Consider the following 26745-nt stretch of genomic DNA (forward strand, 5'->3'; position numbering starts at 1 on the left):
TTCCTCCAAAAAAGCCCGGCATCGGAATTCGGACGACAGGCTTGTTCCAGCGCGGCGTTTTTAAAGGTCCTTGGTGGTGTCGTCTTTCTTCTCATTGACGACAACCGGGTCGCGGGCCTTTTCCCTGGCGACATACAACTCCATGGAGCGCTCGTTGGCGGTCATCATTCGGTCGAAGGTGCGATCCCCGCCACCTTCGGCCAACACCAGCGAAGACATCATCAGAGCCACGGCAAACGCGCCAATCTGTGCAAGTTTCATCGTTGATTCCTCATTCAAGTCACTGACGGGATCAAGGTAACAATCCGAACCTTTCGTGACGGTGGCGCCGAAATTACATATCCGTCATGTAGAAAGGCCCGCAATGGCGGGCCTGTTGTTGAGGTAAAAAGTGACTAGGCAGCCGTGGGGGATTCCTCGTCCCGGCGATGCGCCAATTGGTACAGCGCTGGCAGGATCAGCAGCGTGAGAATGGTCGAGGACAGGATCCCGCCAATCACCACCGTCGCCAGCGGTCGCTGCACCTCGGCCCCGGTGCCGGTCGCAAGAGCCATCGGAATGAAGCCTAAAGACGCCACCAGCGCCGTCATCAACACCGGGCGCAATCGCGTCAGCGCGCCTTCATGGATCGCTTCGGACAACGACCGGCCTTCCTCCCGCAAGTTGCGAATGAACGCGATCATCACCAGCCCGTTGAGCACCGCCACACCGGACAGCGCGATAAACCCGACGCCCGCCGAGATCGACAGCGGAATGTCCCGAAGCCACAACGCCATGACCCCGCCGGTCAGCGCAAACGGAATCCCGGTGAACACCAGCAAGCCGTCCTTGAGGTTGTTGAACATCATGAACAGCAACCCGAACACCAGCAGCAACGCCACCGGCACCACGATCTGCAAGCGCTTGGCCGCCGATTGCAGTTGCTCGAACTGCCCGCCCCAGGTGGTCCAGTAACCCGCCGGCACTTGCACGTCGCGCTCGATCACTTCGCCCGCCTCGGCGACAAAAGAACCGATGTCGCGCCCACGTACGTTGGCGCTGACGATCACCAGGCGCTTACCGTTTTCGCGGCTGACCTGATTCGGCCCCAGCACCAGATCGAGGCTGGCAACGTCCTTCAGCGCAATGAAACCGATCTGACTGGAAGCATCACCACCCGCCGCCGGCACCGGAATCAGCAGCGCCGACAACCCGTCGATGTCCTTGCGCATGGCGTCGGACAACCGCACCACCATGTCGAATCGACGGTCACCTTCATACAACGTCCCGGCCTTCTGCCCGCCGACGGCCACCGCGATGGTGTCCTGCACATCACCGACGTTGAGCCCGTAACGCGCAGCCTTGTCGCGGTCGATGTTGATGGTCAGCACCGGCAGACCGGTGGTTTGCTCGACCTTGACCTCGGACGCACCGTCGACCTTCTGCATCGCGGCGGCAATCTTCGCCGCCGTGGCGTTGAGCACGTCCATGTCATCGCCGAACACCTTGACCGCCACGTCGCTGCGCACGCCGGAGATCAGTTCGTTAAAGCGCAACTGGATCGGCTGCGACAGTTCATAGTTGCTGCCCGGCAGCGTCGCCGCGGCCTGTTGCAGCTCGGCCATCAGGGTTTCGCGGGACTTGCCCGGGTCAGGCCATTGCTCTTTGGGCTTGAGCATCACGTAGCTGTCGGAGATGTTCGGCGGCATCGGGTCGGAGGCGATTTCCGCAGTACCGGTGCGGGCGAACACGCGCTCGACTTCCGGCACTTTATTGAGGATCAACGTTTCCAGCCGCTGCTGCATATCCACCGATTGCGTCAGGCTGGTGCCCGGCACGCGCAACGCCTGCAAGGCAAAATCGCCTTCGCTGAGACTCGGCACAAACTCGCTGCCCATGCGGCTGGTGACCACGCCACTGAGGACGATCACGCCCAGCGCCGCACCCACGGCAACAGCACGATGCGACATCACCCAGGCCAGCGCCGGTGCATACACGCGACGTGCACCACGCATCATCACGCCCTCTTCTTCCTTGACCTTGCCGGTCACGAACAGCGCAATCGCCGCCGGCACAAAGGTCACGGACAACAGCATGGCGCCGAGCAACGCGATGACCACAGTGAACGCCATCGGGTGGAACATTTTTCCTTCCACACCGCTCAGAGCGAAGATCGGCAGGTACACGACCATGATGATCAACTGGCCAAAAATCAGCGGGCGCCGCGCCTCTTTCGCCGCCGCGAATACTTCATGGAAACGCTCGGATCGCGTCAGCAGACGCCCGTGATGCTGCTGCGCATGGGCCAGCCGGCGCAGAGTGTTTTCAACGATTACCACCGCGCCGTCGACAATGATCCCGAAGTCCAGCGCGCCGAGGCTCATCAGGTTGGCGCTGACCTTGTTGCTGAACATGCCGGTGAAGGTGAACAGCATCGACAGCGGAATAACCATCGCCGTGATCAGCGCAGCGCGGATGTTGCCGAGGAACAGAAACAGGATAGCGATCACCAGAATCGCGCCCTCGACGAGGTTCTTCTTCACCGTGGCGATGGCCTTGTCGACCAGATGCGTGCGGTCGTACACCGGCACCGCGATCACGCCGGCGGGCAACGACTTGTTGATCTGTTCGAGCTTCGCGGCGACGGCCTGAGAAACCGTGCGGCTGTTTTCACCGATCAACATGAACACCGTGCCGAGCACCACTTCGCGGCCATTTTCCGTGGCGGCGCCGCTGCGCAGTTCGCGGCCGATGTCCACGGTGGCGACGTTCTTGATCCGGATCGGCGTGCCGTCGACGTTGGCCATGACGATGTTGGCGATGTCCTCGGTGCTCGCCACTTGCCCCGGCGCGCGAATCAACAATTGCTCGCCACTGCGCTCGATGTAGCCGGCGCCGACGTTGGCGTTGTTGCGCTCCAGCGCCGTCACCAGATCGGTGAGGGTCAGTTTGTAGGCCGCGAGTTTTTTCGGATCGGGGGCGATCTGGTACTCCTTGGCAAAACCGCCAATGGTGTTGATCTCGGCCACACCGGGGACGTTGCGCAGTTGCGGCTTGATGATCCAGTCCTGGATCACCCGCAAGTCGGTCGGCGTGTAGGGCGTGCCGTCATCTTTCAGCGCGCCTTCTTTCGCATCGACCGTCCACAGAAAAATCTCGCCGAGCCCGGTGGAAATCGGCCCCATCACCGCTTCCACGCCCTCGGGCAATTGCTCTTTGGCCGACTGCAATCGTTCGTTGACCAATTGCCGGGCAAAGAACAGATCGGTGCCGTCCTTGAAGATCACCGTGACCTGGGACAAACCCGAACGCGACAGCGAGCGGGTCTGCTCCAGCGCCGGCAGGCCGGCCATCGCGGTTTCAATCGGAAAGGTGATGCGCTGCTCGGTTTCCAGCGGCGAGAACCCGGCCGCACCGGTGTTGATCTGTACCTGGACGTTGGTGATATCGGGCACGGCGTCGATCGGCAGCTTCTGATAACTGGCGATGCCGAGGCCGGCCATGAGCAGAACGGCGAGCAGCACGATGATGCGCTGCTCGATGGCAAACTGGATCAGGCGTTCGAACATGGGAGTCTTCCGCGATTAATGACTGTGCTCGGCCGAGGCTTTGCCCAGCTCCGATTTGAGGACGAAGCTGCCGGCGCTGGCGACTTGCACGCCCGGCTCCAGCCCGGCGGTGACTTCCACTTGCCCCGCCGCGCGACCGCCCAGCTCCACCGCTTGGGCCTTGAAACCGTCGTCGGTGCGCACGAATACCGTGGGTTTGTCCTCGACGGTCTGGATCGCGGTTTCCGGTACGGCGACTTTGGCCTGACGGCTGTCGGTGGCGACCAGCGCGGTGACAAACAGGCCCGGGCGCCATGAGCCTTGCGGGTTTTCCAGGGTGACGCGCACGGTCGCGGTACGGGTCTGTTCGCCGAGCAGGCTGCCGACGTAAGCCACGGTGCCGCTGACTTCGGCGTTCAACTCCGCCGCGCTGACGGTGACAGATTTGCCCACTTGCACCTTGTTCAGGTCCTTCGGTGAAACGCCGAACGTGACCCACACCCGCGACAGATCCGAAAGCGTAAACGCCGCCGTGGTTTCGTCGACCACCTCCCCTGGCGTCAGGTGCTTTTCCACCACCACGCCGTCGAAAGGCGCGCGCAGTTCATAGCGATTGCCTCCGGTGGCGACCACGCTGCCACTGAGCACGCTGATCTTTTGCCGGGCATTGCTCACGGCGATTTCGGCTTCTTCCAGAGCCTGACGTGCCTGGAGGAAATCCTGTTCGGCGGAGATCTTGTCCTGCCACAGTTTCTTCTCGCGTTCGAACGTCGTGCGGGCCAAAGCCAGACGGCGTTGCGCGGCTGCCTGCTCGCTGCGCTGATCGGAAATCTGCTGACTGGCGATCACCGCCAGCAACTGGCCCTTCTTCACCGACTGCCCGAGATTGACCGACACCGACTCGACCACGCCCGGCACGCGCGGCACCACATGCGCGGTGCGGTCTTCGTCAAAACGTACTTCGCCAGGGAATGACAGACCGAGGCTGAAGTTCTGCGCCTGGGCGGCGGCCAGTTGAATCCCCGCCGCCGCGATCTGCTCGGCAGTCAATTCGATGTGCCCTTCTTCGGTGTGCCCGCCGTCAGCAGCGGCGCCTTCTTCAGCGTGATCGGCGTGTTCCGCCGCTTCATCGGCATGCGCATCGATCGACGCATTGCCGCTCCACATCGCGCCGATGCCAATGCCCAGCGCCAACGTCGCCGCAGCGACCACGATCAGTTTTTTGTCCATGGAAACTCCTCTGCGCCAAACCATCGCGCAGTGATCAGAAAGTTGAAATTCAAGGGTTGGCGCTGAGGTCGCCGAAGATGCGTTCGATGCGGACCCGGGCGTCGGTCGCCTCGCTCACCGCCTGGATGTATTGGCTGCGAGCGGCGATCAATGTGCGCTGGGCATCGAGTACGTCGAGGAAGCCGAACTTGCCCATTTCGAAACCGCGAGTGGCGCTGTCCACGGCACTTTGCGCGGCGGGCAGGATGGTCCTGTCAAATGCCTGGATTTCGCCGTTGGCGGTCTGCCATTGCGCCAGCGTGGTCTGGATTTCCGTGCGCAAACGCAGTTCGGTGGCGTTGCGCAGGTCACGCGCCTGATCGGTACGCCGCGCCGCCGCCAGCACGTTGCCCTGATTGCGGTTGAACAGCGGAATCGGCATCGACAGCCCCACCACGTTGACCCGCTCGCGCTCGGCTTCACTGTACTGGCTGCCGACGCTGACGGTGAGATCGGGAATCCGCTGGGATTTTTCCAGCCCCAGCGACGCCTCGCGCTGCTCGATCTGCAACCTGGCCAGGCGCAGCTCCGCCGTCTCGTTCAGGCGCTCAAGCAAACGGGTGGGCGGCGGTACGCTGGGCAGACTTTGAGTCGCGCTCTGCACCGTGGTCGACGTCGGCAACGGTGCGCCCATGACCTGCGCCAGCTGCTGGTACGCATTGGCCTGATCGCGCTCGGCGCGGCTCAATTCCAGGCGCACTTCCGAAAGCTGCACTTGCGCCCGCGTGCCTTCCACCGGCGACGACTTGCCCGCCTCGATCCGCCCCTGTGCCACACGCAAACCGTGCTCGGCGAGCTGCAGCGACTGCCGGGCCAGTTGCAAACGTTGCTGCGCGGTTTGCGCACCGTTGAACGCTTGAAGCACGTCGGCGCGCAGTGCGTTGCGCTTGCGCTCCAGCTCGATGCCGGCGGCATCCTGCGCACGACTCGCTACTTCAATCCGCGCGCCACGCTTGCCGCCCAGCTCGATCGGCTGGCTGAGCATCACCGTGGTGGTGCGCGATTCGCGCCGGGTGTCTTCGGCCTCCCACGACACCTCGGGGTTGGGGATCAGCCCGGCCTGCTTGCGGTCGCCTTCGGCAATGCCGATTTCCCACTGTGCGGCGGCCAGCTCCGGGTTGCCGGCGAACGCGGTTTGCAGTGCCTGATCCAGCGTCAAAGTCGATGCGCCGGCAAGGCTGGTACAAGCCAGCAACAAGAGGCCGCTGGCGGTTTTTTTCAGGCGTGATCGCGCCGTCAGTTCAATTAAACCGGGCAATGGAAGGCTTCCTTCAATCAAGAATCGTTGATGGCGCAACGGTAGGGTTTTGAACTTATCGACAAGGTGACGTGAACATTACAAATCCGTTATCCACGGTTTATCGAAGTTGTTTTGCTCTAGGATTCGAAGTTCGAATGGCTTTATTGCAATAGATAGAAACAAATGCACGTTAGTTATCTGCCGGACAGCACTTGCCGAAATGAAAGTCGTGAAAAATGCGCCATTCCACTGCGACAGGCTGTCGCGGACGGCCGATTTAAAGCGCTCAGGCGTTGACTCTGTAGCCACTACAGCCTTTACCGTGCCCGCCACTCAGTTTCAAAGTCCGTCAGGAAGCCCCTGCAAAAACTGCAACTTCCAGACTCACTTACTTAAATACCCATTCATTAAAAGTGGTGAAACATCATGCGAATCCTTGTCGTCGAGGACGAGCTTAAAGCTGCCGAATACTTGCATCAGGGCCTGACCGAAAGTGGTTATATCGTTGACCACGCCGTTAATGGCGCTGACGGTTTGCACCTGGCGCAACAACAGGTTTATGACCTGATCATTCTCGATGTGAACCTGCCGGAACTCGATGGCTGGAGCGTGCTGGAACAACTGCGTCGCACCCACTCCACCCGGGTGATGATGCTCACCGCACGCGGGCGGCTGGCGGACAAGATCCGCGGTCTGGATCTGGGCGCCGACGATTATCTGGTCAAGCCGTTCGAGTTCCCGGAACTGCTGGCGCGGGTACGCACGTTGATGCGCCGTAGCGAAAACATCCCGGTGCCGCAGGTGCTCAAGGTCGCCGATCTGGAACTCGATCCGGGCCGTCACCGGGCGTTTCGAGGCACGCAGCGCATCGACCTGACCACCAAGGAGTTCGCCCTGCTGCACCTGCTGATGCGCCAGTCCGGCGAAGTGCTGACCCGCACCCAGATCATCTCGCTGGTGTGGGACATGAATTTCGACTGCGACACCAACGTGGTCGAAGTTTCGATCCGTCGCTTGCGGGCGAAGATCGACGACCCGTTCGACAGCAAACTGATCCACACCCTGCGCGGTGTCGGCTATGTGCTGGAGGCCCGGGAATGAAGCCGGCGAGCCTGTCGCTGCGTCTGGGTCTGACGGTCAGTATTCTCGGCGCATTGCTGGTGGTGTTCCTGGCGATCCTCGCGTATTTCGCCCTGACCCATGAACTGAACGCGCTATCGCGCGACAGCCTGGAAAAGAAGATGGAACAGGTCGAGCACAGCCTGACGCTGTATGCCGACACCAGCGAGATCAGCGCCAAGCCGCACATTCTGCTCGATCAGGTCATGGGGCATGACAACCTGACCCTGACCATTTACGACCTGAACAACCTGCGCACCCCGCTGCTCAAGTCCGGCTCGGGCCTGACCGATCCACGGATTGAACTGAAGGCAGTTCGGGCGACCACCGATCAGTTGACCCACACCGACAGCGCCGATGCTGAAGGCGCGAAGTTTCTCACCGTCTCCAAGCTGATTCGCCTCAAGGACGGCAGCAACGTACCGGTGCTGCTGTCGATGGATAACGCCCACGATCAGGCTCTGCTCAGCGCCTACCTGCGCTCGACGCTGATGGCCTTGCCGTTGCTGCTGGTGTTCATCGGCCTGACCGCATGGGGCGCCGTGCAGCGAGGGCTGGCCCCGCTTCGGGAGTTTCGCAAAGTGGCGGCACGAGTGACGACGCAGGATCTCGATCACCGGTTGTCGGTGCTGAACATGCCCCAGGAACTCAGCGAACTGGCGCAGGGCATCAACGTCATGCTCGATCGACTGGACAGCGGCGTGCAGCAGTTGTCGCAGTTCTCCGATGACCTGGCCCACGAACTGCGCACGCCGATCAACAACCTGATGGGCAAGGCCCAGGTGACACTGTCGCGGGAGCGCTCGGTCGAGGAATACACCAACGTTCTGGTGTCCTGCACCGAGGAGCTGGAGCGGGTCGCGCGGATTGTCTCGGACATGCTGTTCCTGGCCCAGGCGAGCCAGCCTGCGGCACACACCTCGTTCGAGCCGATTGCGCTGGAGGAAGAGGCGTTCAAAGTGGCGGATCTGTTTTTCCTGTCGGCACAGGACAAACAGATCGATCTGAAGGTCATCGGCAGCGCTCAGGTGTCGGGCGACCGGCTGATGATTCAGCGAGCGATTTCCAATCTGCTGTCCAATGCCCTGCGCCACTGCCCGTCCGGCAAGACCGTTTCGCTGTTCATCGAAAAGGCGCCGAACGAGGTGTCGCTGCGGGTGAGCAATCCCGGCACAGGCATCGAAGCGCAGCACCTGCCGTATCTGTTCGACCGTTTTTACCGGGTCGACAGCAGTCGCACCCGTTCACAGGGCAGTACCGGGCTGGGGCTGGCCATCGTGCATTCGATCATGACCTTGCATCAGGGCTCCGCGCAGGTTCAAAGCCGTCCGGGGGCGATGACGGTGTTCAGTCTGGTGTTTCCTGTGATGCACCGGGAACGGCACTGAACCGTCAAGCCGATTTGTGCGGTGTTTTCTCAAACCTCATGGGAAAAATCACCGCACAAGTGCTGCATCCATCTCCGTAAATCCTTCAGTACGAATTTGCGTCGTCCCCGCGCTGAAACGTCCGACAGCGGCACACGACAGAACGCCTCAAACCGCTGACTCCTTTCGCATGGTTCGCCCGTTGCCACGCAGTGCTGCCCCCCAGAAACACATCCGCCCGGCGTCAATTCACGTTTTATCAGTACGTATTTCGACACCGCTGAAACCCGCGGCTGGAAACGTCCGGACATTTTTGACCCCGCCCTCACCGCCCTTTTAGATTCGGTTCGTGCTTGCAACAGCACTCCCAAACAACAACCAAGGAGCAACATCATGGGCTACATGGGCAGCTTGAACGCAAACCCTATCGATGAACTGGAAGAGCAGGAAGCACCCTCGCCAGAGCAGATCGAAGCGCTGCAACTGACCGAGGAAGAACAGGCGGAACTCAACGCCGAGTGACAGAACCCGCGGGGGCCCTGCGCCCTCGCGGGCTTTCCAGGAAGGGAATCATGGACAAGACAACGTTGGCCGAGCGTGAGCTCACGGCCGCTCAGGCAGAACGGCGTATTCACACCGAACTTTCACGCCTGGGCCTCACACCACACACCCGCACCCTCGGCAGCAAAGTGGTTGCCGTTCAGGCCAGTCTGCATGGCAGCGACAACCGTCATGCCCGTGGCTCCGGCAAGGGCTATGCGGATCAGGCGCACCTGGGCGCGCTCTTTGAAGCGCTCGAGCATTACTGGACGGATGAGCTCTGTACCTACGATGTTCACCACGAGACGGAAGGCTATTTCAAAGACACGCCGGTGTTTGCCGATGACTCGCTTCTGCACAGGCTCACTTGCCAGCAAAACGTGCGCATCACCTGCCGGACCTATGTCTGTCCGCCGTGGCATGACCGGTTTTCCTATCCGGTGGCGCTGACCTCGCCGAACGGTTCACGTTTGCCCTCGTCACCGGATATGGCGGACTACCGCGCCGTGCAGCGCTACGCCAGCAACAGCGGCACCGCGATTGGCGCCACTTACAACGAAGCGATGCTGCACGCCGCCAACGAATGCATCGAGCGCGACGCCGTGTCGTTGTTTTTGCTCAACCATTTTTACTACGAAAATCATCCACCACTGCGGCGGGTGGCGCGTCTCACTGAAAGCGACGAACTCGGTCGTCTGTGGGCCGATGCCGAACAGGAGATCGACGGCGAAATCGTGCTGGTGGATATCAGCACCGAGTTCACGACCCGGACTTTTCTGGCCCTCACCACGAAGCCGGGCGCTCACCCACAGGTATTCGGCAGTGGCAGCTCCCTCGACCCGCGCCACGCGGCGTGGCGGGCGCTCACTGAACTGGTGCAATTGCAACTCAGCGCCGCCGAACCCGAATACCGACAGACGCTGAACAATGCGCTGCGCAATCTGCAGCCCTTCCCGCGACTGCTGCGCTGTGCGCAGTTCGATCCGCAGACGCTCCTGCATCGCTGCGTTCAACACGAAATCAGACTGCCGGATTCCGCTAAATACCTGTCGGTGGAAAACCAACTGTACTTGCTGACTCAAGACCTGCGGATTCATGGCCGTACGCTGGGGGCCGCCATCCTGCAGCGAACCGAGCTCGGCACCACCCTGCTCAACGTGGTGATCCCCGGACTGGAACGCTTCTTCGTGGTCTCCAGCGGCAACGTCGTCATTCCGCAAGCCCGAGGCCGTACGCTGGAGAGGCCAGCCGTATGAACCGACTCGATCGCACCCGGGAACTGACACTGGCCCGTTCGATGCGCCTTTACCTCAACGAGAACGGCACGGTTGGCCACTTCCTCGAACCACGAGGCAGCGGACTGCACCACGTTTTTTTCCTGCGGGTGAACGATGAGCTCTGGGTCGGCCGCAAGCTCCTGCAGCGTGACCGGCATTTCCGGTGGCAGGCCGGCAGTGCGCTCAAACCCGACATGTTGTTTGGCCCGCACCTCCACTCATTGTGGGGTGATGACGGGTTGTCGATCGGCTATCGGACGGTCTCCCCCGCAGACAAAGCGCAGTTCTTCGAGCACGCCTTGCATCAGGCTGACAGCGAGGTCCTGTTTCCCTTTCCGCTGCTGGATGAGGCGGGCCGGGAAGCGGTCTGCCCGGCAGACTTCTGGCAATGCAACGAATCACTGGCCGAACGGCTGAACACTGACGAACACCACTTGCGCGAATACTGCGCCGGGCTGCTCCAGGCCATCACTGAAAAAGGCGCGCTGATTTACGACCCGGCCTGTTCGACCGGCGCGTTCATCGCCCACCTCGCCCGCGCCCTGCCCGACTGTCTGTGCCTGGGCAGCGACCGTTCGGCCTCGATGATCGAACACGCCAGGCGCTGGCACAGCGGAACATCCATCGAATTCGACGTGCTGGAGGCGAGTGAAGCTTTCGATTCCGGGATTCGCTGCGATGTCTTGGTCCTGCGGTTCCTCAACGCCGAAGTCTTGACCCGACGGGATGCCCAGGCCGCATTCGAATCGCTGATCCGCTGCGTCAAGCCCGGCGGCACGATCCTTGTTTTCGGGCACACCCCGGTGTTGATTTCGGTCACCTGGCTCGCCTCCCTCCACCACCTGAAACTTGAATCCAGCGTCGCGGCACGGCCCGGGCAGGTCGAGCTGTTCCAGTTCTATCGTCTGACGGTTCCGGCGCCATGAGTTTTTCCCTGCACAGCCGAGGTTATTACCCGACCGGCGACGGCCATCAACTCTATTGGGAACGGCATGGTGTTCCGGGACACGAACCGGTGTTTTTTATCCATGGTGGTCCCGGCGGGCGTATCAGCCGCCACCATTTGCAGTTCTTCGACACGGGCCGGTTCGACATCATCCTGTTTGATCAACGAGGTTGCGGACGCTCGACGCCCTACGGCGAACTTCGGGATAACACTACCGGGCAGTGTGTCGAAGACATCGATGCCCTGCGCCAGCATTTCGGCTTCGAAAAAATCAGCGTGCTGGGGGTGTCATGGGGTAGCTGGCTGGCGATCCAGTACCAACAGCGCTATCCGCAGCACCTGCTGAAAACCACGCTGGTCTCGGTATTCGTGCCGTTTGCCGACAATGTCCGGGCCTACGATCAGGCGCTCAATGACGGGCTGGCGCAATCGCCTCAAGCGTCGTCAGGCCATCGCGCGAAGGACATCTACCGGATCCTTGGCGAAGGCTGTCCATCGCAGCAAAACCGCGCCGCCATCGAATGGTTGAACGCTGTTCTACGTCGCACAGGGCAGACGATTTGCCCCGACACATTGGAGCGCTTCGTCGATCAGGAAGCCGTGCTCGCGATTCGTCTGGAACTGCATTACCACCTGCAGAACTACTGCTTCACGCCAAAGGATGAAGACCTGACCCTCGATGACAACACCCTGCTGATCCAGGGCATCCGCGATACCCATGGCATGGCCAGCGTGCGCTGGCTCAGGCAACGCATGAACATCCATTGCCGGCTGCTGCACGCCGGGCACAACGCCTTTGAAAACGCCCTCCTTAAAGCGGTGCGCCGAGCGGTGAAACGTGAAATCGAGGGCTAAAAAAAACGGCACCCGAAGGTGCCGTTCCGTCCCGCAAAAGCGCTTACTTGCGTGCCGCCTCCCACGACTTGAGCAGTTCGTTGTAGCTCACGGTTTCGCCCTTCGGCTTCTCGTTGGCCAGCTTCGGTTTTGGTGCGCCCGGTTGGTCGAACCAGTATTGCGCGTCGCGCTCGGGGTTCATTTTCGGTGCGCACACCGCTTGGGCCTTGGACCGTTCCAGACGGGTCATGATCGCGTCCTGATCCTTGGCCAGACCGTCGAGGGCCTGTTGCGGGGTCTTCTCGCCGCTGGCGGCCTCAGCGATGTGGCTCCACCACAGTTGCGCCAGGCGTGGGTAGTCCGGCACGTTGGTACCGGTCGGGGTCCATTGCACGCGGGCCGGGCTGCGGTAGAACTCGACCAGACCACCGAGTTTCGGCGCCAGATCGGTCATCGCTTGCGAGTTGATGTCCGACTCACGAATCGGCGTCAGGCCGACGATGGTTTTCTTCAGCGACACGGTTTTCGAAGTCACGAACTGCGCGTACAGCCAGGCCGCGAGTTTCTGTTTCTCAGGCGTGGACTTCATGAAGGTCCAGGAGCCCACGTCCTGATAACCGAGCTTCATCCCTTCTTCCCAGTACGGCCCGCGTGGCGACGGTGCCATACGCCATTTCGGCGTTCCGTCGGCGTTGACCACCGGCAGGCCCGGTTTGGTCATGTCGGCGGTGAAGGCGGTGTACCAGAAGATCTGCTGGGCGATGTTGCCCTGGGACGGCACCGGGCCGGATTCGGAGAAGGTCATGCCCGCCGCTTCCGGTGGCGCGTACTTCTTCAGCCAGTCGACGTATTTGGTGGTGGCGAACACCGCCGCCGGGCCGTTGGTGTCGCCGCCGCGGGTCACGCTGGAACCGACCGGGTGGCAATCCTCGACGCGAATCCCCCACTCATCCACCGGCAAACCGTTGGGAATGCCCTTGTCGCCGCCACCGGCCATGGAGAACCAGGCATCGGTGAAGCGCCAGCCCAGGGACGGGTCTTTCTTGCCGTAGTCCATGTGCCCGTAAATGCGTTTGCCGTCGATTTCCTTGACGTCTTCGCTGAAGAACTTGGCGATGTCTTCATAAGCCGACCAGTTCACCGGCACGCCCAGTTCATAGCCGTACTTTTCCTTGAACTTGGCTTTCAGGTCGGCGCGTTCGAACCAGTCGGCGCGGAACCAGTACAGGTTGGCGAACTGCTGGTCGGGCAATTGATAGATCTTGCCGTCCGGCGCGGTGGTGAAGGAGATGCCGATGAAGTCCTTGATGTCGAGGGTCGGCGAGGTAAAGTTCTTGCCTTCGTTGGCCATCAGGTCGGTGATCGATTCGGTCTTGCCGTAGCGAAAGTGCGTACCGATCAGGTCCGAGTCGTTGACCCAGCCGTCGTAGATGTTCTTGTCCGACTGCATCACGGTCTGCATTTTTTCCACGACGTCGCCTTCCTGCAGCAGGTCGTGGGTCAGCTTGATGCCGGTGATTTCGCTGAAGGCCTTGGCCAGCACCTTGGATTCATATTCGTGGGTGGTCAGGGTTTCCGAGACGACCTTGATGTCCATCCCGCGAAACGGCTCGGCCGCCTTGATGAACCACTTCAGTTCTTCGAGTTGCTGCTCGGCCGTCAGGGTCGACGGCTTGAACTCGCTGCCGATCCATTTTTTTGCGGCATCTTCGTAGGCGTCGGCCCAGGCGGACGCGCTCAAACCGCTGAGTGCCAGCATGGCTGCCAATGAAATGCTATGTCGCAGCTTATTTTTCTTATCGAACATAGAGACCTCCTGTTAGGTTTTCGGAGCAAGATTGCCGAGCGATTCGACTAGCCCCAACGCATCACAGCCAACAGCCACACCAGGGACAACGCGGACGCTACCCAGATGCTCCAGTCGGTCACGCCGATTACCAGCAGATGCAGGTAGGCGCTGCCGAGAAGACCGATGAACAAGCGATCGCCACGGGTGGTGGCAATCGGCAGAAACCCTCGCCGCAAGATGCTCGGCGAGCGCAATTCCCAGGTGGTCATGCCCACCAGGATCAACCCGATCACGATGAAAAACGCCGCCGTCGGGACGGTCCAGCTCATCCATTCCATCATCAGTTCCTCAGACCCGGCCCAGGGCAAAGCCCTTGGCCACGTGGTTGCGAACGAACCAGATCACCAGCATGCCGGGGAGAATAGTCAACACCCCCGCCGCCGCCAGTACGCCCCAGTCAATGCCGGACGCCGACACCGTGCGCGTCATCACCGCCGCGATCGGTTTGGCGTTCACCGAGGTCAGCGTGCGCGCCAGCAGCAGTTCGACCCAGGAAAACATGAAGCAGAAAAACGCCGTCACACCGATGCCGGAGCCGATCAGCGGAATGAAGATCTTCACGAAGAACTTGGGAAAGCTGTAGCCGTCGATGTAGGCGGTTTCGTCGATCTCCTTCGGCACCCCGGACATGAAACCTTCGAGGATCCACACCGCCAATGGCACGTTGAACAGGCAGTGCGCCAGCGCCACGGCAATGTGGGTGTCGAACAGGCCGATCGACGAGTACAGCTGGAAGAACGGCAGCAGGAATACCGCCGGTGGCGCCATGCGGTTGGTCAGCAGCCAGAAGAACAGGTGCTTGTCGCCAAGAAAGCGATAGCGCGAAAAGGCATACGCCGCCGGCAGCGCCACGGTCAGAGAAATGATCGTGTTCAGACTGACGTAGTACAGCGAATTGATATAGCCGGTGTACCAGCTCGGATCGGTGAAGATCACCTTGTAGTTCGCCAGCGTGAAATCCTGTGGGAAAAGGGTCAGTCCGCCGAGGATTTCGGTGTTGCTCTTGAACGACATGTTCAGCAGCCAGTAGATCGGCACCAGCAGGAACAGGATGTAGAGCAGCAGGGGGATCAGCTTTCTTTTGCTCATGGCCGGGCCTCAGCGGTTGGCATCGTTGTGGGTCATGGCGGTGTAGAACAGCCAGGACACCAGCAGGATGATCAGGAAGTACACCAGCGAGAATGCCGCCGCCGGCCCCAGGTCGAATTGGCCTACGGCCATCTGGGTCAGGGTCTGACTCAGGAAGGTCGTCGAATTACCCGGCCCGCCACCGGTGAGCACGAACGGCTCGGTGTAGATCATGAAGCTGTCCATGAAGCGCAGCATCACCGCGATCAGCAGCACGCTCTTCAACTTGGGCAACTGAATGTGCCGGAATACCGCCCAGGCCGAAGCCCGGTCGATGCGCGCGGCCTGGTAATACACGTCGGGAATCGCCCGCAGCCCGGAGAAACACAACAGCGCCACCAGCGAAGTCCAGTGCCAGACGTCCATCACCAGCACGGTGACCCAGGCGTCCATGGTGTTGGCCGCGTAGTTGTAACTGATGCCCATGGCGTTGAGGCTCGACCCGAGCAGACCGATGTCGGCGCGGCCGAAAATCTGCCAGATAGTGCCGACCACGTTCCACGGAATCAGCAGCGGGATCGCCAGCACGATCAGCACCACCGACGACCAGCGGCCCTTGGTCGGCATGGTCAGCGCAATGGCGATGCCGAGCGGGATTTCGATCAGCAGCACACACGCCGAGTAAATGAATTGGCGCAGCAACGAGTCGTGCAGGCGCGGATCGAGCAGCACCTGCTTGTACCAGTCGGCACCCACGAAGTAGCGGCTGGACTGGTCGAAGATGTCCTGCACCGAATAGTTGACCACGGTCATCATCGGGATCACGGCACTGAAGGCCACCAGCAGGAACACCGGCAACACCAGCCACCAGGCCTTGTTGTTCTGCACCTTGTTCATGGCTGTACCTCGCTGTCGGTGGCATCCAGCAGAAACTCGTCGGCATACACCATCAGCCACTGCGCTGGAAAACTGATGTACGCCGTGCCCTGCGGCACCGGTTTGTCTTCGGCCAGACGCACTTTCAGCGGTGCACCGTCCAGATCCAGGGTCATGATCTTGTAGGTGCCGAGGTCTTCGACGTGTACGACCCTCGCCTGCATCGCGTCATCGAACGGCTCGTCCCACACGTGAATGAATTCGGGGCGGATGCCGACCTTCAGATTTTTCCACTGGCCGTGTTCGATATGGCGCTGCAAGCCGTCGGACAGCGGCAGATGGGTCGAGTTGAAACCGACCCCGCCCGGTTGCGGCTGCACTTCGATCAGGTTCATCCCCGGGCTGCCGATGAAGTAGCCGACAAAGGTGTGGCTCGGCCGCTCGAACAATTCCCGTGGGGTGCCGAACTGGACGATCTGGCCGCCGTACATCACCGCGATCTTGTCGGCGAAGGTCGAAGCCTCCAGTTGATCGTGGGTGACGTAGACCATGGTGATGTTGAATTGCTCGTGGATCTGCTTGAGCTTGCGCCGCAGTTTCCATTTCAGGTGCGGGTCGATCACCGTCAGCGGCTCATCGAAGAGGATCGCCGACACGTCATCGCGCACCAGGCCACGGCCCATGGAAACTTTCTGTTTTTCGTCGGCAGTAAGGTTGCGCGCCTTTTTGCTCAACAGGTTCTGCAGGTCGAGGACTTCGGCGATTTCCTGCACCTTGCTGTGTACTTTCGCTTCGGCCAGGCCCTGATTGCGCAAGGGAAAGGCCAGGTTGTCGAACACGGTCATGGTGTCGTAGACCACCGGGAACTGGAAAACCTGCGCGATGTTGCGCTTTTCCGGGGTCAGGTCGTTGACCGCTTTGCCGTCGAACAGCACATGACCCTGGGACGGGCTGAGCAGACCGGAAATGATGTTGAGCAAGGTCGACTTGCCGCAACCCGACGGACCGAGCAAGGCATAGGCGCCGCCCTGCTCCCAGATGTGGTCCATCTCGCGGATCGCGTAATCCTCGGGCCCGCTCGGGGTTTTGCTGTAGCTGTGGGCGAGGTGCTGCAAACGGATTTCGGCCATCAGGCAACCCTCGCGACGCGCCGGCCCGGTGCCTGCACCAGACGGCCCTGCGCATCGAACACAAACAGTTTATGAGTCGGGATATAGATGCGGATCGGCGCATCGACGTCGTATTCGTGAACCCCCGGCAAATGCAGCACCAGCAGAAAATGCTCGTTGCGCACGTGGAGGAAGGTTTCCGAACCGCTGATTTCCGCCACCTCGACGGTCACCGCCAGTTCCAGGTCGTCGTCGTTGCTCGGCACCAGCGAGATGTGGCTCGGGCGCACGCCAAAGCGGAACTCGCCCTCGCCCACCGGCCGCAGGTCGACGTTCAACGGAAAGTGCACGAAGTTGGCGAAACTCACTTCGTTGCCGGCGATGCGCCCCGGCATCAGGTTGATCGGCGGTTCGGAGAACAATTCAGCGGCCAGCACCGTTTGTGGCTGGTGATAGACCTCGGTCGAGGGGCCGCTCTGGATCACCCGGCCTTCATGAAGAATGGTGGTGGTGCCGCCCAGCGCCAGCGCTTCGTTGGGCTCGGTGGTGGCGTAGATGGCGATGGTGTGGCGCGCCTTGAACAGCTCGCGCATTTCCTGGCGCAGCTCTTCGCGCAGTTTGTAGTCGAGGTTGACCAGCGGCTCGTCGAACAGAATCAGTTCGGCATCCTTGACCAGTGCCCGGGCCATGGCCGTGCGCTGTTGCTGACCGCCGGACAGCTCCAGCGGATAGCGCTTCAGAAACTTCTCGATGCGCAGCATCTTCGCGGTTTCCTGCACCTTGCTCTGAATCTGCTCGTTGGAGATCCCGGCCTGGCGCAGCGGCGACGCGATGTTCTCGAACACCGTCATGGTCGGGTAATTGATGAACTGCTGATAGACCATCGACACGTTGCGCAGACGTACCGGGCGCTGGGTGACGTCGACGCCGTTCATCAGGATGCGGCCGCTGTCGGGCTTGTCCAGACCGGCCATCAGGCGCATCAGACTGGTTTTACCGGACAGCGTGCGCCCGAGCAAAACGTTGAAGGATCCAGGTTCGAATTTCAGGCTCGCATCGTCGATCCAGGTCTGGCCCTCGACGGTACGGCTGACGTGCTCCAGGGTGAGTGACATGGCTCGGCCTTTTTATTATTGGAGTCAAGCGACCTGTCCTGTAGAGCGACATTCGTGCCAGAAACGGCAAGCTGTTGATTTACCGGAAAATTCGCTGGAGGCCACGCAAACCGGGGTTCGTAGCTGAACACAAGTGAACAGTCGCGACTGAACAATTGAACAGTCGGGCGATTGACAATGAACAATAGTGAACAACACTCTATGGATGCTTTTTTGCTCGTCGAACGAGCCATAACAAAAACAACAAAGCACCCTTCAGAGACTGCCAATCATGGCCGCACCTGCCCCGCCGCTTTCCCATGACGCCATCGTCCAGGACTCCTGGTCCCGTTGCCGCGCCTTCGGTCTCAATCATCAAAGCGCACCGGCCTTCGATCAGTTGCCCGCTGCCAGCATTGCGCAGTTGCTCGACCGCCATCATTCACTGGTGCAGACCACTCACCAGGAAGTGCTGCCGTATTACGAGAACATCCTGAGCAACTCCAACTGCCTGATCATGCTGGCCGACAATCAAGGCCAGGTGCTGACGTCCTGGGGCACCCAGCGCTTTATCGAGCCGAATCTGGCGCGCGGTTTTCAGGCCGGCGCCAGTTGGGTCGAGCGCGCCAGCGGCACCAACGCCATCGGCACGGCGCTGGCCTGCGAGCAGGCGGTGCACATTGAACACGATGAACACTTTCTCAAGGCCAATCGCTTCATGACCGGTTCCGCCGCGCCGATTTTCGATGCAGAGCGCAAGGTCATCGCCGTGCTCGATGTGTCCAGCGACAGCTATCTGCCACCGTCGCACACCCTCGGCATGGTCAAGATGATGAGCCAGACCGTGGAGAACCGGCTGATCCTCAACCTGTTCCATGGCCAGCACTTTCAACTGACCTTCAACACCGGGTTGAACAACCTCGACAGCCAGTGGGCCGGGCTGCTGATCTTTGATGAGAGCGGTCAGGTGCTATCGGCCAACCGACGGGCCGACAATCTGTTGGGCGTGCGGTTGTCGCGGGTCAGCGTTGAAAGCCTGTTCAAGGTGTCGTTGCTGGAGTTGATCAATCAGCCGGACGGTTTGCCGTTTGCCTTGCAGACCTCCGGGCGCAATCGTTTTCAGTGTTTGTTGAAACGGCCTAAACAGGCGCCGATTCAGGCGCGCGTCTTCACTGAAACAAGAACCGCTGAAGCCAGAACAGCCGAACCGAAAGTCGCCGTACCGACGGCCATCAGCCTGAGCACATTGCACTTCGGCGACAGCCGCGTGGAAAAAGCCGTGCGCCAGGCCGAACGCCTGCTGGAAAAGGACATCCCGCTGCTGATTCACGGGGAAACCGGGGTCGGCAAGGAAGTCTTCGTCAAGGCCCTGCACCAGGCCAGCTCCCGCAGCAAACAGGCGTTCATTGCCGTCAACTGCGCGGCGATCCCCGCCGAACTGGTGGAGTCCGAGCTGTTCGGCTACGAGAAAGGCGCGTTTACCGGCGCCAACCAGAAAGGCAGCATCGGACTGATCCGCAAGGCCGACAAGGGCACGCTGTTCCTCGACGAAATCGGCGACATGCCGCTGCCGACTCAGGCTCGCCTGTTGCGCGTGTTGCAGGAGCGCTGCGTGCAACCGGTGGGCAGCAGCGAGCTGTTTCCGGTGGATCTGCGGATCATTTCCGCCACCAACCGTTCGCTCAGGGAACAGGTGCAACTGGGTCGTTTTCGCGAGGATCTGTACTACCGCATTGGCGGTTTGACTCTGGAATTGCCTCCGTTACGCGAGCGCAGTGACAAGCAGGCGCTGTTCAAGCGGTTGTGGGAACAGCATCGCGAGCCATCGCAGTGGGCGGGATTGAGTCGCGAGGTGCTGGACTTGTTTGAACGACACCCGTGGCCGGGTAATCTGCGTCAGGTCAGCAGTGTGATGCAGGTGGCACTGGCGATGGCCGAGGAACAACCGATTCGACCCGAGCATTTGCCGGACGACTTTTTTGTCGATCTGGAGATGGAGCCGGTGGAAGTGGCCGAACCGTTGGGCATCGACCTGAACGATGCCGAGGCGTTGAACCGAGAGCTGCAACTGGCCGGGGGGAATATTTCCCATCTGGCGCGACGGTTGGGGGTGAGCCGCAATACGCTGTACAAGCGATTGCGACAGATCGAAGGTTGAGTAACCCCCTTCCCCCTCACCCCAGCCCTCTCCCCCCAGGAGAGGGAGCCGACCGAGGTGTCTTGCGTTTTACATCGACCTGAAACAACCAGTCGATTATGGATTCGACGCCAATCGTTCAAGTCGGTGTACCTCTCGAACATCCCCCAATCAGTCCCCTCTCCTGGGGGAGAGGGCTAGGGTGAGGGTGAAAAGGCTGGCTCAACAGGTGCAGCCGATGCGGCCGCCAACGTCCGCAGGCCCATCAACACCACAACCATCATCATCAGACCTGCGGCTATCGCAACGCCGAACCCTGCCCGTGCGACCCAGGCATCAATTACCAGCCCCGCCAGCATGCCGCCGAGCGCCACGCCGATGCTGATTCCGGTGGTCATCCATGTCAGGCCTTCGGTCATCCTCGCTGCCGGGATGATGATCGTCCCCAGCTTCATGACTACAACCATGGTCGGCGCGAACGAGATGCCGGCGATAAACAGCATCGCGGACAGGACATAAACGTCCGGTGAGAACACCGGCAATACGCCGGTGACTGCCGTGACCAGGATCCCGATAAAGAACTGTTTTTCAATCGCCAGCGAAACCCGCAACGCGCCGAAGGTCAGACCCGCCACCAGCGAGCCGAATGCATAGGCGGCAAGAATGAAGGTGGCAGCCGATGGCCAGCCTTGCGCATTGGCAAAGGCCACAACGGCGACATCGATCGACCCGCCAATGGCCCCCATCGCCAGCAGCGCCAGGACAATGGTGCGAACGCCGGGAATCAGCAGGGTTGAACCACTGTTTTTCCGGTTGCTGGCCACCACTTTCGGTTCGGTCTGCCGCTGCATGAGAAACGCCGTCACGCCGACGGCCAGCAGCCCCACCGCCACCAGCGGCCCGGCTTCCGCGAAGAAACTCACACTCAAACCGATCGCCAGTGGCGGGCCGATGATGTAAGCCAGTTCGGTGAGGACCGTGTCCAGCGAGAACGCGGTGTGCAGTTGCGGCTTGCCACGAAACAGCTGCGTCCAGCGTGCGCGGATCATGGACGGCATGCTCGGCATCGTCCCCGCCAGAGCCGCCAGCACAAAAAACAACGCGGCGGGCGCCTTCAGGTGAACGGCAACAATCAGCGCCAGCAGCATGACGATGCTGAACACCGTGACGACGGGCAGCACGCGACTCTGGCCATACTGATCAACCTGTTTCGAGATGCGCGGGCCGAGCAGCGCATTGGCCAGGGTAAACGTGCCGGCGACTGCGCCGGCCAGCCAGTAAACGTCGGTCTGCTGCACCAGCATGGTGATGATGCCGATGCCGATCATTGCCTGGGGCAGTCGGGCGATGGAGCTCGCGAGGATCAGCCCGGTGGCGCCGGGGGTTGTCAGGAGTTCGCGATAGTGGTTTGCCATGATGTCTTCATTCCGAATCGTCGCCGCTCAGCATCCGGCTGAGCGCGTTGCCGACATCAAGACCTACGCGAACGTCAAAAGCAATCCCTCACCCCAGCCCTCCCGAAACGTCGGACCGCCCGGAGGGAGAGGGAGCCGACCGAGGTGTCTGGCGTTCTACATCGACCTGAGAGATTGCGTCGATTATGGATTCGGAGAAAACCTTTCAGGTCGGCGTATTTCTTGAATATCCCCCATTCAGTCCCCTCTCCCTCTGGGAGAGGGTTAGGGTGAGGGGCTCTTCTCGCAGCCAAACAAAAACCCGCACAAGGCGGGTTTTGTTTGTAGCAGGCGCAGCAATCAGTCAGCCAGACGCCAGGTCGTGCCGCCCTTGCCGTCTTCCAGCACCACGCCCATGGCGGTGAGCTGGTCGCGGATGCGGTCGGATTCGGCCCAGTCCTTGCCGGCACGTGCCGCCAGACGCGCAGCGATCAGCGCCTCGACTTCAGCTGCATCGACACGCCCTTCGGCGCCGGCCTGCAGGAAGTCATCGGCTTCGAGCTGCAACACACCCAGCACGCTGGCCAGTTCTTTCAGGCGCGCTGCCAGACCGGCCGCTGCATCGAGATCGCTCTCGCGCAGACGGTTGATCTCACGCACCATCTCGAACAGCACCGCGCAGGCTTCCGGCGTGCCGAAGTCGTCGTTCATCACCGTGGTGAAACGCTCGACGAACGCTTCGCCGCCCGCCGGCGCCACGTTCGGCAGGCCTTTCAACGCGTGGTAGAAACGCTCCAGTGCGCCCTTGGCGTCCTTGAGGTTGTCTTCCGAGTAGTTGATCGCGCTGCGGTAGTGGCTCGACACCAGCAGGTAACGCACGACTTCCGGGTGGTACTTGTCGAGCACGTCGCGAATGGTGAAGAAGTTGTTCAAGGACTTGGACATCTTCTCGCCATTGATCCGGATCATGCCGCAATGCATCCACGCGTTGGCGTAGGTCTTGCCGGTGGCCGCTTCGCTCTGGGCGATTTCGTTTTCGTGGTGCGGGAACTCGAGATCGCTGCCGCCGCCATGAATGTCGAACGTTTCACCCAGGCAGCAGGTGGACATCACCGAGCACTCGATGTGCCAGCCCGGACGCCCTGCGCCCCACGGCGATTCCCAGCTCGGCTCGCCCGGTTTGACGCCTTTCCACAGCACGAAGTCCAGCGGATCTTCCTTCGCTTCGTCGACCTCGATCCGCGCACCGATGCGCAGGTCTTCGATCTTCTTGCGCGAGAGCTTGCCGTAGCCCATGAACTTGCCGACGCGGTAGTACACGTCGCCATTGCCCGGGGCGTAGGCGTAACCCTTGTCGATCAGGGTCTGGATCATCGCGTGCATGCCAGGGATGTGATCCGTGGCGCGCGGCTCCATGTCCGGCTTCTTGATGTTCAGGCGCGCTTCGTCTTCGTGCATCGCGGCGATCATGCGCTCGGTCAACGCTTCGAACGACTCGCCGTTCTCGTTGGCCCGGTTGATGATCTTGTCGTCGATGTCGGTGATGTTGCGCACGTAGGTCAGGTCATAACCGCTGAACCGCAACCAGCGGGTCACCAGGTCGAACGCGACCATGCTGCGGCCGTGGCCCAGGTGGCAGTAGTCGTACACGGTCATCCCGCAGACATACATGCGCACCTTGTTGCCATCCAGCGGCTTGAAGACTTCTTTGCTCTTGGTGAGCGTGTTGTAGATCGTAAGCACGGTGTTTCCTTAAGACTTGATCACTGGCCCCACGAATCGCGCAGGGTCACGGTACGGTTGAATACCGGCTGACCTGGTTTCGAGTCCTTGATATCCGCGACGAAGTAACCTTCGCGCTCGAACTGGAAACGGTCTTCCGGCTGTGCATTGCCCAGCGAAGGCTCGGCACGACAACCGGTCAGCACTTGCAGTGAGTCAGGGTTGATGTTGTCCAGGAAACTCGCGCTGTCTTCGGCCTTCTCCGGGTTCGGAGAACGGAACAGGCGATCGTACAGACGCACTTCGCACTCGATGCTGGCAGCGGCCGGCACCCAGTGGATCACGCCCTTGACCTTGCGGCCTTCAGGGTTCTTGCCCAGGGTGTCCGGATCGTACGAGCAACGCAGCTCGACGATGTTGCCGTCGGCGTCCTTGATCGCTTCGTCGGCACGGATCACGTAGCTGCCGCGCAGACGCACTTCGCCGTTCGGCTCCAGGCGCTTGTAGCCCTTTGGCGGCTCTTCCATGAAGTCATCGCGGTCGATGTAGATTTCACGGGCGAACGGCAGCTTGCGCACGCCGAGTTCTTCTTTCTGCGGATGACGCGGCAGTTCGAGGTTCTCGACCTGATCTTCCGGGTAGTTGGTGATCACGACTTTCAACGGACGCAGCACGCACATGGCGCGCGGGGCGTTCGCATCCAGGTCCTGACGGATGCTGAACTCGAGCATGCCGAAGTCGACCACGCCGTCGGAACGGTTGGTGCCGATCATCTCGCAGAAATTGCGGATCGAGGCCGGGGTGTAGCCACGGCGGCGGAAGCCCGACAGCGTGGACATGCGCGGATCGTCCCAGCCGTTGACGTGTTTCTCGTCAACCAGTTGCTTGAGCTTGCGCTTGCTGGTGATGGTGTAGTTGAGGTTCAGACGGCTGAACTCGTACTGACGCGGGTGCGCCGGCACTGGCAGTGCGTCGAGGAACCACTCGTACAGCGGACGATGGCTTTCGAACTCCAGGGTGCAGATCGAGTGGGTGATGCCTTCGATGGCGTCCGACTGACCGTGGGTGAAGTCGTAGTTCGGGTAGATGCACCACTTGTCACCGGTCTGATGGTGATGGGCGTGGCGGATGCGGTACATGATCGGGTCGCGCAGGTTCATGTTCGGCGAGGCCATGTCGATCTTGGCGCGCAGCACGCGGGCACCGTCCGGGAACTCACCGGCGCGCATGCGGGCGAACCAGTCCAGGTTCTCTTCCACCGAACGGTCGCGGAACGGGCTGTTCTTGCCAGGCTCGGTCAGGCTGCCGCGGTATTCCTTGGCTTGCTCGGGCGTCAGGTCGTCGACGTAGGCCTTGCCGGCCTTGATCAGCTCGACGGCCCAGTCGTGCAACTGGTCGAAGTATTGCGAGGCGTAGCGCACTTCGCCGGACCATTCGAAGCCCAGCCATTTGACGTCGCTTTCGATCGCGTCGATGTATTCCTGGTCTTCCTTGGCCGGGTTGGTGTCGTCGAAACGCAGGTGAGTGACGCCGCCGAACTCCTGGGCCAGGCCGAAGTTCACACAGATCGACTTGGCGTGGCCGATGTGCAGGTAGCCGTTGGGCTCAGGCGGGAAACGGGTGACGATCTGCGTGTGCTTGCCCGAGTCCAGGTCTGCCTGGATGATCGGCCGCAGGAAATTGACCGGCACGGCAGGGCCGGACTTGGCATTCGAGGTAGGGTCGACAGTGGGCTTGCTCATAGGATCCTTGACTTACATGTGCGCGGCCGCAGAGGGGGCCAGACAAAACAAAGCCGCTATCATAGCCGATGCTGTCAAGGGGCTGACAGAGCAGGCCCTATAAAGGAGTGCATTTAATCGCAGGGATTTGGAAAAACAGCCTCGAAATTCGCGCCTGTCACGCTAAACTGCGCACCTTGGCCCTCACGGGCTGAACCGGTAAAGGGCGTAAATGTCCCAATACCCACGAATTCCTTATAAAGAGTAGCGATCATGACTCAAGTAAAACTGACCACCAACTTCGGTGATATCGTCATCGAACTGAACGCTGAAAAAGCCCCGATCACCGTGGCCAACTTCATCGAGTACGTGAAAAAGGGTCACTACGAGAACGTCGTGTTCCACCGCGTCATCAAAGGTTTCATGATCCAGGGCGGCGGTTTCGAGCCAGGCATGAAAGAAAAGAAAGACAAGAGCCCGAGCATCCAGAACGAAGCCGACAACGGCCTGAAGAACGAGAAGTACACCCTGGCCATGGCTCGCACCATGGATCCGCATTCGGCCTCGGCTCAGTTCTTCATCAACGCCACCGACAACAGCTTCCTGAATCACACCTCCAAGACTGCTCAGGGCTGGGGTTATGCCGTGTTCGGTAAAGTGGTTGCGGGCACCGACGTTGTCGACAAGATCGAAGGCGTTTCCACCACGTCCAAGGCAGGCCACCAGGACGTACCAGCAGACGACGTGATCATCGAGAAAGCCGAGATCATCGAAGCGTGATATTGCTGATTTCAGACTTGCATCTGGAAGAGGAGCGCCCGGACATTACCCGGGCGTTTCTGGATTTGCTCGCCGGACGCGCCCGCTCGGCGAGTGCGCTGTACATTCTGGGCGACTTCTTCGAAGCGTGGATTGGCGACGACGCCATGACCCCCTTCCAGCGTTCCATCTGCCAGGCCCTGCGCGAACTCAGCGACAGCGGCACGGCCATTTTTCTGATGCACGGCAATCGCGACTTCATGCTCGGCAAGGCCTTCTGCAAGCAGGCCGGCTGCACGCTGTTGAAGGACCCGAGTGTCGTGCAGTTTTACGGCGAACCAGTGCTGCTGATGCACGGCGACAGCCTGTGCACCCGCGACGAAGCCTATATGAAGCTGCGCCGCTACCTGCGCAACCCGCTCAGCCTGTTCATCCTGCGCAACCTGCCCTTGCGCACCCGGCACAAGCTCGCGCGCAAGCTGCGCAGCGAAAGCCGGGCGCAGACGCGGATGAAGGCCAATGACATCGTCGATGTCACGCCGGAGGAAATTCCGCGGATCATGCAGGAATACGGGGTGAAAACCCTGGTTCACGGGCACACCCATCGCCCGGCGATCCACAAGTTGCAGATCGGCGATCAGGCGGCGAAGCGGATTGTGCTGGGGGATTGGGATCGTCAGGGTTGGGCGTTACAGGTGGATGAGAACGGGTTTGCGTTGGCGCCGTTTGATTTTGCGCCACCGTTGGCATTGCCGCACGGCTGAAGATCGCTACCCCCTCACTGTAGAGACCGGTACATCCTTTACACATTAGACCGGGGACATCGTTTACACCTTTTACAGGCTTGATACGCGGTTGGCACCGCGCTCAAGCCTGCCTAACCAGAAGTTGCAAAGG

At 60.8% G+C, this 26745-nt stretch carries 22 protein-coding genes; 9 read left to right on the plus strand and 13 right to left on the minus strand.

Features of this window, described 5'->3' with window-relative positions:
* Positions 1-60: 60 nt before the first annotated feature.
* The 4 genes from EIY71_RS25235 to EIY71_RS25250 form a co-directional block, all read right to left on the minus strand.
* Positions 61-261: a co-regulatory protein PtrA N-terminal domain-containing protein gene (locus tag EIY71_RS25235; RefSeq protein ID WP_134023543.1), complete on the minus strand. Its 201-nt coding sequence runs from the start codon at positions 259-261 to the stop codon at positions 61-63.
* A 134-nt stretch (positions 262-395) separates the two neighbouring features.
* Positions 396-3548: an efflux RND transporter permease subunit gene (locus tag EIY71_RS25240; protein ID WP_134023545.1), complete on the minus strand. Its 3153-nt coding sequence runs from the start codon at positions 3546-3548 to the stop codon at positions 396-398.
* A gap of 15 nt (positions 3549-3563) precedes the next feature.
* Entirely contained in the window at positions 3564-4757 is a 1194-nt protein-coding gene (locus EIY71_RS25245) for an efflux RND transporter periplasmic adaptor subunit (RefSeq protein WP_134023547.1), read from the minus strand.
* Positions 4758-4806: 49 nt separating this feature from the next.
* The gene (locus EIY71_RS25250; protein WP_134023549.1) at positions 4807-6054 is read right to left on the minus strand and encodes a TolC family protein; all 1248 of its coding nucleotides are present in this window, start codon (positions 6052-6054) and stop codon (positions 4807-4809) included.
* Positions 6055-6462: 408 nt separating this feature from the next.
* Between EIY71_RS25250 and EIY71_RS25255 the strand changes: the two genes are divergently transcribed.
* From EIY71_RS25255 to EIY71_RS25275, 6 genes are all read left to right on the plus strand, one after another.
* Positions 6463-7137: a heavy metal response regulator transcription factor gene (locus tag EIY71_RS25255; protein ID WP_007951475.1), complete on the plus strand. Its 675-nt coding sequence runs from the start codon at positions 6463-6465 to the stop codon at positions 7135-7137.
* Positions 7134-8543 carry a heavy metal sensor histidine kinase gene (locus tag EIY71_RS25260; RefSeq protein WP_134023551.1) on the plus strand — a complete coding sequence of 470 codons (1410 nt, stop codon included), beginning with the start codon at positions 7134-7136 and terminating at the stop codon, positions 8541-8543. Before EIY71_RS25255 ends, EIY71_RS25260 begins: the two co-directional genes overlap by 4 nt.
* Positions 8544-8915: 372 nt before the next feature.
* Positions 8916-9044 (plus strand): hypothetical protein, encoded by a 129-nt coding sequence (locus tag EIY71_RS28785; protein ID WP_007951477.1) that lies wholly within the window; start codon positions 8916-8918, stop codon positions 9042-9044.
* 50 nt (positions 9045-9094) lie between these two features.
* A complete protein-coding gene (locus EIY71_RS25265) occupies positions 9095-10318 on the plus strand; it encodes a YcaO-like family protein (protein ID WP_134023553.1) in 1224 nt (407 codons plus the stop codon).
* Positions 10315-11265 carry a trans-aconitate 2-methyltransferase gene (locus EIY71_RS25270; protein WP_134023555.1) on the plus strand — a complete coding sequence of 317 codons (951 nt, stop codon included), beginning with the start codon at positions 10315-10317 and terminating at the stop codon, positions 11263-11265. Before EIY71_RS25265 ends, EIY71_RS25270 begins: the two co-directional genes overlap by 4 nt.
* Positions 11262-12140: an alpha/beta fold hydrolase gene (locus tag EIY71_RS25275; protein ID WP_102717010.1), complete on the plus strand. Its 879-nt coding sequence runs from the start codon at positions 11262-11264 to the stop codon at positions 12138-12140. The genes EIY71_RS25270 and EIY71_RS25275 overlap by 4 nt, the downstream gene beginning before the upstream one ends.
* 43 nt (positions 12141-12183) lie before the next feature.
* Here EIY71_RS25275 and EIY71_RS25280 read toward each other — a convergent pair whose 3' ends face one another.
* Genes EIY71_RS25280 through EIY71_RS25305 form a run of 6 tightly spaced genes read right to left on the minus strand, consistent with a single transcriptional unit; the run spans position 12184 to position 18136 of the window.
* Entirely contained in the window at positions 12184-13926 is a 1743-nt protein-coding gene (locus EIY71_RS25280; protein ID WP_007951484.1) for an ABC transporter substrate-binding protein, read from the minus strand.
* A gap of 47 nt (positions 13927-13973) precedes the next feature.
* The gene (locus EIY71_RS25285) at positions 13974-14246 is read right to left on the minus strand and encodes a DUF2160 domain-containing protein (RefSeq protein WP_039767461.1); all 273 of its coding nucleotides are present in this window, start codon (positions 14244-14246) and stop codon (positions 13974-13976) included.
* A gap of 10 nt (positions 14247-14256) precedes the next feature.
* Positions 14257-15057: a carbohydrate ABC transporter permease gene (locus tag EIY71_RS25290; protein WP_007951486.1), complete on the minus strand. Its 801-nt coding sequence runs from the start codon at positions 15055-15057 to the stop codon at positions 14257-14259.
* A gap of 9 nt (positions 15058-15066) precedes the next feature.
* Positions 15067-15933 carry a carbohydrate ABC transporter permease gene (locus EIY71_RS25295; RefSeq protein WP_007951487.1) on the minus strand — a complete coding sequence of 289 codons (867 nt, stop codon included), beginning with the start codon at positions 15931-15933 and terminating at the stop codon, positions 15067-15069.
* Positions 15930-17042: an ABC transporter ATP-binding protein gene (locus EIY71_RS25300; protein ID WP_007951488.1), complete on the minus strand. Its 1113-nt coding sequence runs from the start codon at positions 17040-17042 to the stop codon at positions 15930-15932. The genes EIY71_RS25295 and EIY71_RS25300 overlap by 4 nt, the downstream gene beginning before the upstream one ends.
* The gene (locus EIY71_RS25305) at positions 17042-18136 is read right to left on the minus strand and encodes an ABC transporter ATP-binding protein (RefSeq protein ID WP_007951489.1); all 1095 of its coding nucleotides are present in this window, start codon (positions 18134-18136) and stop codon (positions 17042-17044) included. The genes EIY71_RS25300 and EIY71_RS25305 overlap by 1 nt, the downstream gene beginning before the upstream one ends.
* Before the next feature lie 271 nt (positions 18137-18407).
* Here EIY71_RS25305 and EIY71_RS25310 point away from each other — a divergent pair, with 271 nt between their 5' ends.
* Entirely contained in the window at positions 18408-20273 is a 1866-nt protein-coding gene (locus EIY71_RS25310; protein ID WP_134023557.1) for a sigma-54-dependent Fis family transcriptional regulator, read from the plus strand.
* A 176-nt stretch (positions 20274-20449) separates the two neighbouring features.
* On the opposite strand, the gene EIY71_RS25315 is transcribed toward EIY71_RS25310, so the two are convergent.
* From EIY71_RS25315 to EIY71_RS25325, 3 genes are all read right to left on the minus strand, one after another.
* Positions 20450-21667 carry an MFS transporter gene (locus EIY71_RS25315; RefSeq protein ID WP_134023559.1) on the minus strand — a complete coding sequence of 406 codons (1218 nt, stop codon included), beginning with the start codon at positions 21665-21667 and terminating at the stop codon, positions 20450-20452.
* Positions 21668-22006: 339 nt separating this feature from the next.
* Positions 22007-23389 (minus strand): cysteine--tRNA ligase, encoded by a 1383-nt coding sequence (gene cysS / locus EIY71_RS25320; protein WP_085690018.1) that lies wholly within the window; start codon positions 23387-23389, stop codon positions 22007-22009.
* Positions 23390-23409: 20 nt separating this feature from the next.
* Complete coding sequence (locus EIY71_RS25325; protein ID WP_134023561.1) at positions 23410-25110, minus strand: glutamine--tRNA ligase/YqeY domain fusion protein; 1701 nt, start codon at positions 25108-25110, stop codon at positions 23410-23412.
* Between the two features lie 252 nt (positions 25111-25362).
* Between EIY71_RS25325 and EIY71_RS25330 the strand changes: the two genes are divergently transcribed.
* Together EIY71_RS25330 and lpxH are read left to right on the plus strand one after the other, a co-directional pair.
* Positions 25363-25869 carry a peptidylprolyl isomerase gene (locus tag EIY71_RS25330; protein ID WP_007951494.1) on the plus strand — a complete coding sequence of 169 codons (507 nt, stop codon included), beginning with the start codon at positions 25363-25365 and terminating at the stop codon, positions 25867-25869.
* On the plus strand, positions 25866-26612 hold the full coding sequence (lpxH, locus tag EIY71_RS25335; RefSeq protein WP_102687173.1) for a UDP-2,3-diacylglucosamine diphosphatase: 747 nt from the start codon (positions 25866-25868) through the stop codon (positions 26610-26612). Before EIY71_RS25330 ends, lpxH begins: the two co-directional genes overlap by 4 nt.
* Positions 26613-26745: the final 133 nt, after the last annotated feature.

It is taken from the genome of Pseudomonas sp. CH235, assembly GCF_004368175.1.
In the GTDB taxonomy this organism is placed as follows: domain Bacteria; phylum Pseudomonadota; class Gammaproteobacteria; order Pseudomonadales; family Pseudomonadaceae; genus Aquipseudomonas; species Aquipseudomonas paraglycinae.